A 14065-nucleotide genomic window follows, 5' to 3' on the forward strand; every position below is an offset into this window, starting at 1 on the left:
TGATGCCTTAAAGCCAATAACGACTTCAGAAATAAGAGGCTCGTATTCGTCGACAACCGCCACATAAATGGTAACAATTATCATTTCATTAATACTAAAGCAGTCTACGCATAAAAATCAATTGTTAATGAGATTAATTCTCAATTATGTGCGTAACATGTCGCTCTCGACTCACGGCAACGCAACAAGAGCCCACCGCAAAACGAATAGCTAATTCATCGTTTGCGCCGCAGGTTGGGAAGTGACCTCATCTGAGGAGACGTTAGGTTCTGAGCTTGTGTTAACGATAAGCGCTGGATCAAACAGAGTCGCTTGGCGTAATGAGCGAAATGCCATCACCATCAACGCACCAATTCCCGTTGCACCCAAACCAAAAGTGAGGATCGACATCGTTGGTGCTAGCACTTTACCCAACGCCCCTAAACCGAGTGCTCCTATCGAGTCTCCCGATACATCTTGCGCCGTCCATAAGCTACTTACGCGGCCTAACAGGTGATCTGGAGTGTGTCCTTGTACGATCGAATATTGAATCAAAGAAGCGACCGAACCCAAATAACCATAGCCAACTAAGATGAGAGCAAACCACCAAAAATTATTCACAAGCCCCATAGCCACAATCGCTAAAAATGAACCTAACGTCGCGTAGATTAAGACCATTCCTGGCTTTTGCGACTGTTTTACCCAACCTGAAGTCAGTGCGCCACACATCGCCCCCAACGGAATGGCCGAATACATCACACCTGCGTTAGCGGCGGTGCCCTGAAATGAGACTAAAGCTAACGCAGGGAACATCACTCTAATCGCAGTTGCTAATGTTTCGAGTGTGCCAAACAGCACCACACAGCCAACCACTTTGTTTGAAAATAGAAATTGAACACCTTCATACAGTGATTGAAATGGATTCTCTGGCGAATGATGTTGCGGTTTCATCGAAGGTAATCTAAACAGTGGGATCAGCGTACAAAGCGTTCCAACAGAAGCCGCAATATAGTTCCAACTGACATCACCGACAGTGATCAGTAAGCCGCCAATCGCTGGTGAGAGAACCATACCTAATCGAACCGTTAACATGCTCAATGCGGCAGCTTCAGGTAATTTTTGTCGGCCAACGATGGTCGGTAAAGCAGCCATCAAGGCCGTCATACCCATAGCGCCAAAAAAACCATCCCACACCGAGAGTATATAGAGAGCCGCTAAGGAGGATTGCGCGACTATGCTATTCAATGCTAATGCAGCAAACCCAATGCCACAGGTCGCGCGCGCAAACAAAATCAATCGACGGCGATCGTACTTATCGGCCAGTACGCCTCCTAGCAGCAGGCCAACAAACATCCCGATACCATCCAATGCCATGATAAGACCTACCTGCAAGGTCGAACCGGTCATTTGATGTATCTGAATCGGCACCGCGACTGTCATCATGCCAAGAGCAAGCACTGACATCATGCGGGCCATAAAGACCATTCGGAAATGTGGGTTGTTTTTCAGTAGGCTAAAATCTAAAAATATATTCTTTATATTCATACTATTATCTATTCAAACCAGAATGTAATGCTTTCAAAACATCGCGGAAATTAAGACGAAACCAGCCTTGATACGCACTGGTTTCGTCGATGGTGGTTTTTGTTATTTTTTCAGTGCAGCCTTCGACTCCAGCAGCGTATTTAAACATTCGCCAATCTGGCGTACATTTTCTGGGGCCAAGATATCTTCATGTGAACAATCAAACTGATGTTTAATCAACTGGCCGACAAAAGATTGCCAATGAGCATCAATATCATAACCATCTGGCACCGTACGTTGCGCCACGAAAAGGTGGGCCGGACCTTGATAATCAGACGTTTGTGCCTGTGCAAGTAGACGTACCGCATCTTCATAGTTAGCGGTAATCTCATTGAACATCGCCAAACGTTGCTCATCTAATTCAATGTCGGTTAGCTCATTGATGGCCAGAAACTGCTCTTTTTCACGTTCAATTTCGTACTGCTCTTCTTCATCCATCGGGCCATCCCAGTTCTGACCTTCCGGTGGATAGGTATCCAGTAACCCTAAAAAGTGCACCTCTTCACCCTGCTGTTGAAGCTTCGCGGCCAATTTTTGTGCCACAATTCCGCCAAATGAATAGCCTAATAGATGGTAAGGTCCAAATGGCTGTACCTCTCTTAAGACGGGTAATAAACGATCACACACTTCTTCCATCGTTTCACTGGTCGCCATCGCTCCGCCGGGCCGAGGTGATTGCAAACCATAAATGGGATAATGTCCTGTCAGATATTTAGGTAGCCCTGTGTATTGCCAAGCAAAGCCAGAAGCAGAGTTGACGCAAAAAAGTGCTGGGCCACTTCCGGCACGGATAGGCAGCACTTCACCAAAACCAGCTAAGGTGGGGTCGTTAAAAGCATCTTCATCCAGCAACAAACTCGCCAGTTTCTCCACCGTAGGATTGACCATGATTTGACCAACTGTGACAGGTAGGTTTAGCGCTCTTCGAATATCTGCCGCTAATTTCATCGCCAGCAGTGAATGCCCGCCGAGCGTAAAGAAGTCATCATCAGCAAACAGTGTTTCGACAGCCAATACTTGAGCAAATAGCGTCACTAATTGTGTTTCAAGGCCTGGATGAGCCTTGCGCCCTACCCGTACTGCGAGGTCATTTGGCCGCGGTAATGCTTTTTTATCTAGCTTACCGTTGGCGCTAAGCGGATAGTGATCCAGTAACACGATAGCCGCCGGAACCATATGGGCTGGTAAATGTTTGGAAAGTTCAGCGCGTAGCTTCTCGCCATTCGTTACGCTCATATCATGCGCGATAACGTAACCGATAATTTGCCGTTCATCAGCGCCTAACATACCTGAATGAGTAGAGAGCGTCTGAGCACAGACCACCGCTTGTTTTACCGCAGGAAGTGCCTGTAATGCGCTTTCAATTTCACCCAGTTCCACACGCTGCCCGCGAATTTTTATCTGATCATCACTGCGTCCTAAATACTCAATCGAGCCACACGCTAACCAACGTACGACATCACCAGTGCGGTACATTCGCTCGCCACAAGTAAACGGATTGGCGATAAACCGATCTGCCGTTAACGCACTGCGATTAAAGTAACCGATGGCTAATTGCTCGCCAGCAAGATAGAGCTCGCCCGGCACACCGATTGGTACAGCTCTTAAAAAGCTATCGAGCACATAAACTTGGGTGTTCCATACCGGTAAACCAATCGGTGCACTACGGCCAACGCTTGCGTTTAATGCCTCGCCGTAAGCTGGATAATAAGTCACGTCAACCGCCGCTTCCGTCGGGCCGTACAAGTTATGCAGCGGTGCATTAATTCTACGTGCGTACTGATGGCAGAGCTCTTTCGCAAGCGCTTCACCTGAGCAAAATACTTGCTTGAGGCTTGGTGCTACGGTGAAACCCGTTGGCTGATTCGCTTCAATTGAGGCCATGAAAGCTGCCAGCATTGAAGGTACAAAATGCATCGTGGTCACGTGATAATCGTCAATTATTTGCAATAACCATTCAGGGTCTTTATGCGCTTCAGCCGGAGCCATCACTAAGCTCGCCCCTTCCAGTAAGGGCCAGAAAAACTCCCACACGGAGACATCAAAACTGCACGGCGTTTTTTGCAATACCACATCATCAGAGCTCAAAGGATATTGGTGCTGCATCCACTTCAATCGGTTGACAATCGCTTGATGAGAAACCAACACCCCTTTTGGGTTACCCGTTGAACCTGAAGTGTAAAGCAAGTAGGCCGCATTTGAGGGGGTAAGCCCATCTGCGCGGTTCTGCCGCTCTGCGCGCACGGGGGCTGGTAACTTATCCAACAACAATAGTGTCGCTAAACCTTCAAAACGTGAGGTGAATGAAGAGCAAGTGATGATCAGCGCAGGCTTAGCATCATTGATCATGTAGGCCAAGCGCTCATCTGGATAACCAACATCCAACGGTAAATAAGCCGCACCGCATTCAATAATACTGTAGATCGCCAAGCTCAAGGTTGCGCTGCGTGGCAAGGCAACAGCGACAATATCCCCAGCCTTAACACCTTGCTGAAGCAGCAAATCGGCAATGGCGGCCACCTGCTCAGCCAGTGCTTGATAGGTAAAACGGTGCTCACTATCAATTAAAGCCAACTGATGTGGAGAACGTTGTTGCTGCGTGATCATCAAATCACGCAGTGTCGTGCGTTCAACGGCGGTTTTGGTCTGGTTGACGCGTTGCTGCAATTCAATTTCGCCACTTAACCGCAGATCCCATTCAGCGAAAGGCTTATCACTCGACACCATAAACTCATCCAGCATTTGCTCAAATCGTTGTACGATCTGTTTTGCTACGCCGACTCGGTCTCGATATTCAAACAGGATATGCAGTTGCTCTCCCGGTAAGACGAGAATGGTTAATGGATAATGGGTATAGCCACGATTGTGGATAGCCATTAATTTCGCGCCGCTAAAATCTTGCTGGTACCAACGGCTATGATCTGGATAGTTTTCGACCACCAGCAAAGTATCAAAGAGTGTTTTTCCACCCACCAGTTGCTGGATCTCACCCAAGCCAAGTTCATCGTGCTCCAGTAATTGGATTTGGATCGCTTGGTGCGCTTTTAATTGCTCACTCAAACTAAGGTGAGGTTGCAGTGTCACACGTACAGGCACGGTATTACTGAATAACCCTATCTGTTCATCAATACCGGCAATACGACTGAACCGACCAGAGATTGGCGTACCAAAAACCACCTCTTCGCGGCCCGTCATGCTGGCGAGAATACTCGCCCAAAGGCCTTGCATTAAGGTGCTCATGGTTAAGCCATGATGTCGTAAACACTGATTTAACTGATCCGTTTTATGCTTTGATAGCCATAACTGATGCTCGTTAACTTCCTCGCTAAGTGGAATATCATCAAAAGCCATACACGGCTGAACATCAGCTAATACTTTGCGCCAAAGCTCGGTCGCAACGGTTTTATCACGCTGCGTTAGCTGGCTCACAACATGAGCATAGCCGACGGTTACCGGAGGTAAATTCGAGACCCCTTGGGCGTATGCACTGAGAAAGTCATTCAATAAAATCGGCGTTGACCAGCCATCGACCACCAGATGATGTGCCGAAAGGAGCAGTGTGCTTTGCTGATCACCATGAAAAATCAACTGGGCCTGCAACAGGCTGTGCGTAGGATCGTTAAGGTCAAACTGGCGGCTTAGCTCTTGCTTCTCTAACTGATCAATCAACGCGCTTTGCTCATCACCACTCATGTTTGTTATGTCATAACGTGTCAGTGGCCAACTTGGATTAACCTGCGTCATCACCTGTACGGTACGCCCCAATATCGAACTATCAAATCGAGCGAGCAACTGCGGATGACGCCTAGTCACCGCATTAAGCGCTTCGCTCACGCGATGCTCAGACAGTTGACCTTGGAAAGTAAGACGCGTGGTGGAGTTATAACTGCTATTTTTATCCCCTAATTGAGATTGGAACAGTAATCCTTCTTGTAAAGGCAATGCTGGCAGTACATCCGCTAACTTGCCATAGTGGTGTTGCAATAGGCTCGCTTGTCGCAGTGTGATTCCCGGCTCGGTATAGTCAGCAGGTACAGAGAGGTCCAACTCAGCACTATCGCCAACTTGTAGCGCTTGCTGTATTTTCAGCAGCTCACTTTCAATCTGTTGGCTCAGCGACACCATTTCCTGTTGGCTGAACAGATGAGCATTCCAAGACCAGTTGAGCACCAATCGCGGCGTTGCCGATTCTTCGACGAAAATATTTAGCTCTAAGGGATGCTGCAAAGCCCGTTCACTGTTTAAGGTGACGGCAAATGTATCGGCAAACTGCCCACTATATTGCTGTGGTGACCACTGACCATCGCTGCTTTGGAAACGGCCAAGGTAATTAAACAGCAATGACGGTTGGCGTGTATTCGCCAACGTGCGTAACTCATCTCGATACGGATTATCAAGATAGCGCAGCACCATATAACCTAGCCCTTTATCTTTCACACTGCGCTTACTTTGCTTCACTTCACGTAACCGCTCGCGGTAATCACCCTGCTTTGGCACGCTAATGATCAACGGATATTCGGTGGTAAACCACCCTAGGGTTTGATTGAGATCGATCCCCTCTTTACACTCTTCACGGCCATGAGATTCGACGTTCACTTTAATCTCTTCACACCCATAAAGTCCTGCGATCGCCCCCGTGACCGCGGCTAATAGCATCTCTTCAATATCGAGATTCGTCTGGTGTATGGGTAATTCCAATAACGGCTGCGTAACGGCATGAGAGAGTGGCGTACGCCAATGCGTCATGCGTATTTTATCGACAGGATCCTTGATGGGAGCAACAGCACGCTGTGCCTGCGCTCGCCAAAATGGCATTTGCGCAGCAGCGACCGCTAAATGTTGATACAGCGCTTTTGACCAACAATGGATACCGGTAACCTCCTCAGAAATCACCGCCACTTCACCTGTGACTTGTGCTTGAGTTAATGCCTGCAACTGCGGAAGCAATATTCGCCAAGAGACACCATCGATAAGGAAATGGTGAGCAAGGATCATGAGACTTTTACGCCCACTGCGCTCCGTTATCATCACCAAGCGTAATAGCTGACCCGATGATATTGACATCGACTGACTGCGCTGGCTAAACAGACTGTCCAACACGGGGCCATCTAGCCTCTCAACCGAAACCGATTCAACCCAGTTTTTTACATCAAGATTTTGCAGCGCCTCAATATGGTATTGCTGTTCTTTTTGGACCAAGCGACATACGGAATGGTTGGCGACCAGTTGCACTAAACTGGCTTGCAAGTGCACTAATTGGGTTTCGCTTTCCACCTCAACAAGCACACTTTGCACATAACTGGTTGTATTAGAAAATGTCTCCTCAAACCATTGCCACATAGGCAGAGGCCGAATAATGCCTTCTTGTTTCTCGCGCTGTTGCTGCTGTAGTGGCACCATTTGGCTCGCCATCATACCCAGTTGACGGGCTGCAAAAATAGCTTTGGGTCGTAGATCATAGCCCGCCGTTCGCAATCGCGTCCCAAGGCTCATTGCCGAAATACTGTCCCCGCCTAGGTTAAAGAAGTCATCTGACATTCCTACGTCACTGACACCGAGTAGCTCGGTGATCGCATCACATAACAGCTGCTCTGGTTGGGTTATTGGGGCCACGCGTTCGCTACGCGTGCCTGCCGAGTACTTAGGGAGCGCTTTTCTATCGATTTTCCCATTCACATTCAAAGAGAAAGCATCCAAGATCATCACATTGGTTGGCTGCATATAGTCAGGCAGCGCCTGTGCGATAAGACTTTGCAGTCTTTGCTCTGTGAACGCGGGTTGAACTGACTCACCCTGAGTCCCTTTCTCTAAAGTACAGTAAGCCAATAAACGATGAGTATCGCCAACAGGCTCTGCTACGACTACCGTCGTATTAACACCATCAATCGCATTAATAGCACTTTCTACATCGCCCAATTCAATACGAAAACCGCGAATTTTGATTTGGTGATCACACCGGCCAACAAAATCCAGTAACCCATTGTCTCGCCACTTCACCAAATCACCAGTGCGGTACATTATCTTGCCATACGCAAAGGGGTTCGCCACAAAACGTTCTGCTGTCATACTTGGCTGGTTGAGGTAGCCCTTTGCTAACCCCGCACCCGATAAATAAAGCTCACCCACCTCACCAATAGCGACAGGCTCTAAATTTTCATCAAGCACGTAAACACAAGCACCGGCAATCGGTCGACCAATGACAGGCGATGCATCTGCATCAAGCGAAGCGCTGATCGCATCAACCGTAAATTCTGTTGGTCCATAAAAGTTTTCCACCAGCAGTTCGGGAAACTCACTCACACGGAACCAAAGCTTTTGTGGTATGGCTTCACTACCAATCAAAACTAACGTCGGCACGTGATCGCTCGTCATTAATCCACTATCGAGCATTTGATCAAACAGTAAAGGTGGTAAATCAAGAGCATCGATATTATCTTCAGCAACACACTGAACCAGTTCGTAGGCGTCTTTCCGTTGTTCATCGTCATACAAATACATAGTATGGCCAGACAACATCCAGAGTACTTGCTCCCAAGAAGCATCGAAGGAGAATGACGTCGTATGCGCTGCACGAACAGTAATAGCTTGTTCTGGTAACTGACGACGTGTCGCCAGTTTTCTGATGGCCGCAGAAAAAATCGAACCTTGATGAGAGCGCAGTAAATTCAACAGCGCTCCATGTGTGTTCATGACCCCTTTCGGGTGACCAGTCGAACCTGAAGTAAAGATGATATAAGCCACGTCGCTGTGACTGATCGTCGGTTTGGGTTGTGGCGCAGTGTGAATGCGAGCCAATTCAGGAAGAGCAATAAACCTAGGGACGTAGCTTATCGATGAATAAGCCATGTTTTGCTCATCCTCCACAACTAAGCACCAAGGACGTGCTTGTTCAACAATCGATTCAATACGTTCTATGGGATAATCAAGATCGATAGGCAGGTAAATCGCACCCGCTCGCAAAATAGCTAGCATAGTCACGACGCTTTCAGGCCCACGTCGTAACGCGACACCTGCAATATCGCCTTGGCACAAGCCTGCGGTAATCAGTTGATCCGCTCGAGTTTCAATGAGGTGATTGAAGGCATCAAATGTCCAACGCTGCTGTTTAAACACCAAGGCATCTTCGTTTGGCTTACTCTCAATTGTCTGCTGCCATACATCCAGCACAGTTTGCTCTGTTTCATATTCATGTTGTGGCCCCACCGACCACAAAGCAATCTGCTGCTTCTCGCTCGGCGGGATTAACTCTACCAAATCAAGTGGCTGTGTTGGATGGTTGGCAATCTGCTCTACCATCGCAACGAAACGAGCGGCATGAAGTTCTAATGACTCTTGGCTATATTTGGTGCTGTTGGCCGTGATATTAACACTCAATGTCTGACCATCGAGCACTGGCGAAAATTCAATCTCATCAATCGGACCTGCCGAGAGGATATGTGTCTCAGTCTCTACGCCAAATAAATTCAGTGCAGCTTCAAAGGGTTTAAAGTTGAGTATCGGGCCATAGAGCGGCTGGCCTACTAATCCCAAATCACGTTGGATCTGCTCAGCGTCATACATCTGGTGGCGACGAACTTGGCGGATGGTTTTATTCATCTCTCGCGCCACATCAATAATGCTCATTTGTGGATGAAGTGACAGCGCCACCGGCAGTACATTCACTACCGCACCAGCGGCACAAGTGGCGGCATTGCCCATTCGGCGCATAAAGGGGACACCGACACACACTTGCTCTTGCCCAGAATGTAAATGGAGATAAGCAAATACCATCGCCATCGCAAGCTCGGCGGGTAACAACTGTGGACTATAGCGAGTTAACCACTCTCCACCGATTAATGGCACGGTGTGAGTGATGGTGCTCGATGATGTATTGGCTGCGCTACCTGTGGTGAGCGAAATAACATTGGGTAAATGAGCCGCTTGCGTTTGCCAAAAGTCGTACGCCTTCTGGCGCGCTGCTGAGTCTAAAAATTGCTGATATTCCTGAATTACATTACTAAAAGCGCTGAACTCTTGAGGTTTCGCAGCGCCAATCCGCCAATGGTTATAAAGTTGGCAGATGTATTGACTGATGGCATTCACACTGAACCCATCCACATCAATATGATGGTAACGTTGATACCAAAACCATTGCGGTGCATTGCTTGAACCAACATCAATTAAACAGTGTCGGAAACGTCTCTTTCTTGATGAAATGTCCAACCGCTGCGCAAGATCGTGCTTCATCCACTCCCGAGCCGACTCTTCTGGCAAGGCGGCTTGTGAAAAGTCGAGGATTTCAAGCCACTGCCCTTCTTCATCCGCTGGATAAAACTGCTGCCTCACGCTGCCATCGCTCTCTAAATAATGGCAGTGAAGGGAATCAACGCCTTGCAAGCCGATGGCTACCGCGTTTGAAAATAACTCAATATCGATTTGACCTTGAATCACCACGTAGTGGGCAACATTAAATTGATCTGGATTGGGCATCATCTGCTCGGCAAACCAAATACCTTGCTGTGTACCGATAAGAGGCCACTGATCCTCTTGCACTGATGAGTTGTACATCTCTTTATTCCTAACAAAAGTCATTGCCTATGTCCCTTTTTGTTACCCCGCTTAACAAGCATGAATGAACAGCGCCGCTATTGCAGGAGTCAAAACTCGTTTGGTTTAAGCTCGAATATCTAACCACTGAGCTTCGATGTAGTTGCAACACTCTTGTTTTGACCTCGGTCCAAGGATGGCTTGCCAACCAGCGGGAATGGCTTTGAATTCTGGCCATAAACTGTATTGATTATGCGAATTGATCAGCACTAAAAATTGATGCTTAGATTCATCAAAAGGGTTGGTGTATTTTTCTGACATATTTCTCTCTACCGCTGAAAATTAAAGATAAGGTTCTAAAACATATGACAAGCCATCGATGATCCCGCCGCGCCAACAGAGTCGATCGTGACCGCCGTCAAACAGACGAAATTGAATTCGATGCTGTTGTGAAGCCAATTGTTGGTATAGATCTCGACTTAAATCGATCATGATGTCTTCGCCGCTACCCACTTCGAGGAAAAGCGCAAGACGTGAATTGGCACCTAAACCTTGATGTACCTCTTGGCTCATTTTGCTTAATCGCGAGTCGCTTTTCGGTGGACAATATTCACTGGGGGGTTTAACGATCGAGAAATCGGGCCACCAAAATGAACCCGATTGACAAACCACAGAACCGAATCGCTGCGGCCAGTGTAATGCCGCGTACATTGCCGCTAAGCCTCCTAAACTCTGGCCTACGATCACCGTTTGGTCTGCATCGCGGGTTACTCTGACGCGCTCGTTAATCGAGGGGAGTAACTCCTCCATCACGGCTTGCCAAAACAGCGGATTACAGCTGAGATCATCACTGCGTTGTTGAGCGCTAATTTCATCAATCAACACATAGAGCGCCGCTGGAAGCTTTCCACTGAGGGTCGCCTGTGAAAGAGCCTCATAAACCGGCATCGATTGAGACCAAAAACGGCCATCCAGCATCAACACCAAGGGTAACGGCTCAGTGGTGGGTCTTTGCGCAGTCGAATAAAGCCAAATCTCGCGCGATGTACCGAGCAAAGTGCTGCTCCAAGTAAAGGTCGAATCAGCACTTTTGAAGCACTGGCCTTGCGCTGAATCGAAACCGAGCCACTCTGTTTGCGTAAGCGCTTTAGGCATATGACAAGGTGTTTTCGCGCGCCCCCACTCGCATTTTGACAAATCATTTTGAGCCAGTGGATCAGCGCAACTCAGTGAAAAAATGGAGCGTAGCCATTGCCGATGTTGGTGGCGCATTGCATCGTATGAACCTTGGTAACTCGGCTGCACTAACGCTTCTGGGACAGGAATAAAAGAATACCCTCCTCGCCAACTCTGTTTGACGCTATCGATATAAAACCACACATCGGTATTGTCGATATGAGTAAACTTCGCCATCGAAAAACTGTGATGATCGGTGACACCATTAATATCAACGTAGATCGCTTGATTTGCGGCCACACTCGGCTTCGACCCACGCCATAAAAAAAGCACTTTTGCATATTCGCCATTTATTTCAATCACATAAGGCATGCCGATCGATTGCACATGTACCCACCAAGGCTCGTCACCAATAGAGCCGCCCTCTTGAATAAAACGGGCCAACACCCCATTGAGCTCAGCCCTCTCTTGTGAGCTCTCCTTATTAACAACCATTACTAAAACCACCCCATATCAAGCCTAGTATTTTTGAAACATAGAAACTAAGTAGCATAAAACTGCATTGATGATATTGCAAATAATAACAATTATCATTAACATTACAACCAGCAACAGTTGATTCAATAATGGTTGCAGCAACATCATTTTTTCTATTAAGGAACTTTTAGGTCATGAAGCCCATGGATATGAATAACGGTAAGGCAGTCAGAAATATCAATAAGACTCAACTCGCCACACTGATTGGCATCCTCTGCGTGAGTACTAGCGCAAATGTTGTCGCGGAACAGCTCGAAAAAAAAGAGCCACAGAAAAAGCAAGATACTGTGGTTGTGGTGGGTGAGAAATTGGGAGGAACACTGGCCGAAAACACCAGTTCGCTCACCCTATTCACCGATGAAGTGGATGATGGTGAAAGCCGAGATTACTACGATCTGCTCGACCGCGTACCAAACGTACTCAATGCACCTTCGGGCATTCCACACATTCGTGGGGTCGATGGACGTGGCCCTGGCGAAGGTTTTCTTACCTTCATGACAGGCGCAACACCTCGCGTCAATACAACGGTAGACGGCGTCTCTGAATCTTGGTCTGGAGAAGCGTTTGGCAAAGCTGGACTGTGGGATACAGAACAAGTGGAAGTCTATAAAGGGCCACAATCCACCAACCAAGGCCGCAATAGTATTGCCGGTGCGGTTGTGATCAAAACTAAGGATCCAACGTTCCACCGTGAGGGTAAAGTTCGCGCTGGTTATGAAAATGAAGACAGTAAATATCATCTCGCAGGGGTCGTGTCGGCACCTCTGGTTGAAGATACTTTAGCGTTTCGTCTTGCCGCCGAAGGTACCAAAGGCAATACCCCTATCGATTACTCTCTGCCTAACGGCGATCAGTACCCTTGGGATCCTTCCGAGCTCGAATCCTATAATGTCCGTGGTAAATTATTGTGGAAACCTCAAGGAAATGACAAGCTAACAGCCAAGCTAACGGTTGGTAGCCGTAATGAAGAGGGGCAATACACCAACTTCGTTACCAAGCCGGGCACACTTGAACTGCATAGCAAAAGTGGCACGCGTCGCCAAGAAACCAAAAGCTGGAATATCAACCTAGACGTCAATTATGTGATTAATGATGAACTGACAACGGATATTTTAGTCGCCCATCGTAACTACACCACCAAGTTCAAAGCTTATCCTGATACTAATTGGTATGGTGATGTGGATGAAGATAACTACACTGCAGAAGCAAAGCTTACATATCAATCACTTGATGAAAAGTACAATGCGATTCTAGGCCTAGCCAGCTTCTTCAAAGATCAATACACCGAAACAGATTCATTAAAACGTAAAGATGAAGTTTTAACCAACTCAATCTACTTTGACTCAAGAATTCGTTTGGATAATCGTTGGCAGCTATTATTAGGTGCACGTTATGAAAGAGATGAACTGAAGCGAGATTTCGATCACGCTACCCTACCACTCGATTTTAAAGCCGATGAAGATGACGGCATCCTATTGCCTAAGATTGGTCTATTACTTGATGTCTCAGATCACTCCACCCTCGGTCTTACGGCCCGTAAAGGCTACAATGCCGGTGGATTAGGCTATAACGAGTACAAAGAAGAAGTTTTTGTTTTTGAACAAGAAAAAGTCTGGAGCTACGAGCTAAGTTCTCGTTCAAGCTTCCTGGATGACAAGCTGGATCTGACCGCTAACCTGTTCTACAACGACTACAAAAATTATCAAACTTCGGTCTCAGGTGACAGCGGAAAACGCTTCGACACCTATATCACCAATATACCGAAAGGGAAAACTTACGGTACGGAAGTTGAAGCCTCTTACTGGTTTGATTCTGGGCTCGACCTGTTTGCGTTTGTCGGTCTTCTTAAAACGGACATCAGCGAAGGACCAACCGGTACCTCTACCAATCTCTCAGGCAATGAGTTCAGTTACGCTCCTAAACTGTCTGCAGGTGCGGGCTTTACTCAACACTTAGATTCTGGTCTATTTTTTGGTGCTCGTGTTAACCACGTTTCCGATTACTATACCGATTTAGCCAACACAGAGAGTAAAACGGCTGGCGATTACACTGTGTTGAATCTGAATGCAGGTTACACTCTCAACGATTTGACTATTCGCGCTTACGTGAAAAACGTCACTGATGAAGAGTACGTGATTCGCCAGAAAAGTGATCTCTACGAAGTCGGCGGTCCACGCACCTTTGGCATAGTCGCTGATTACCAGTTCTAGTTAGTCACTCTGACTCACTCTCCTAGACATCAACACTTTGTTTTTGACTGGGG

The 14065-nt window shown here is 47.4% G+C and carries 5 protein-coding genes; 1 reads left to right on the plus strand and 4 read right to left on the minus strand.

Translation table 11 applies throughout. The features are described from left to right. Positions 1 to 210: 210 nt before the first annotated feature. The 4 genes from vabS to vabH all read right to left on the minus strand — a co-directional run bounded on the left by vabS (position 211) and on the right by vabH (position 11772). Positions 211 to 1524: a vanchrobactin export MFS transporter VabS gene (vabS, locus tag AACV12_RS08170; RefSeq protein WP_064624830.1), complete on the minus strand. Its 1314-nt coding sequence runs from the start codon at positions 1522 to 1524 to the stop codon at positions 211 to 213. A gap of 102 nt (positions 1525 to 1626) precedes the next feature. After that, positions 1627 to 10110, minus strand: coding sequence for a vanchrobactin non-ribosomal peptide synthetase VabF (gene vabF, locus AACV12_RS08175; RefSeq protein WP_170900210.1), 8484 nt, complete (start codon positions 10108 to 10110; stop codon positions 1627 to 1629). 105 nt (positions 10111 to 10215) lie between these two features. Beyond that, the gene (locus AACV12_RS08180; RefSeq protein WP_013857274.1) at positions 10216 to 10410 is read right to left on the minus strand and encodes an MbtH family protein; all 195 of its coding nucleotides are present in this window, start codon (positions 10408 to 10410) and stop codon (positions 10216 to 10218) included. Positions 10411 to 10431: 21 nt separating this feature from the next. Continuing rightward, entirely contained in the window at positions 10432 to 11772 is a 1341-nt protein-coding gene (gene vabH, locus AACV12_RS08185) for a vanchrobactin esterase VabH (protein WP_170900158.1), read from the minus strand. A gap of 164 nt (positions 11773 to 11936) precedes the next feature. On the opposite strand from vabH, the gene fvtA reads away from it, so the two are divergent. Continuing rightward, complete coding sequence (gene fvtA, locus AACV12_RS08190) at positions 11937 to 14012, plus strand: TonB-dependent siderophore vanchrobactin receptor FvtA (RefSeq protein ID WP_094124255.1); 2076 nt, start codon at positions 11937 to 11939, stop codon at positions 14010 to 14012. Positions 14013 to 14065 lie beyond the last annotated feature (53 nt).

It is taken from the genome of Vibrio sp. 2-2(8) (assembly GCF_963888495.1).
Taxonomy (GTDB): Bacteria; Pseudomonadota; Gammaproteobacteria; order Enterobacterales; family Vibrionaceae; genus Vibrio; species Vibrio anguillarum.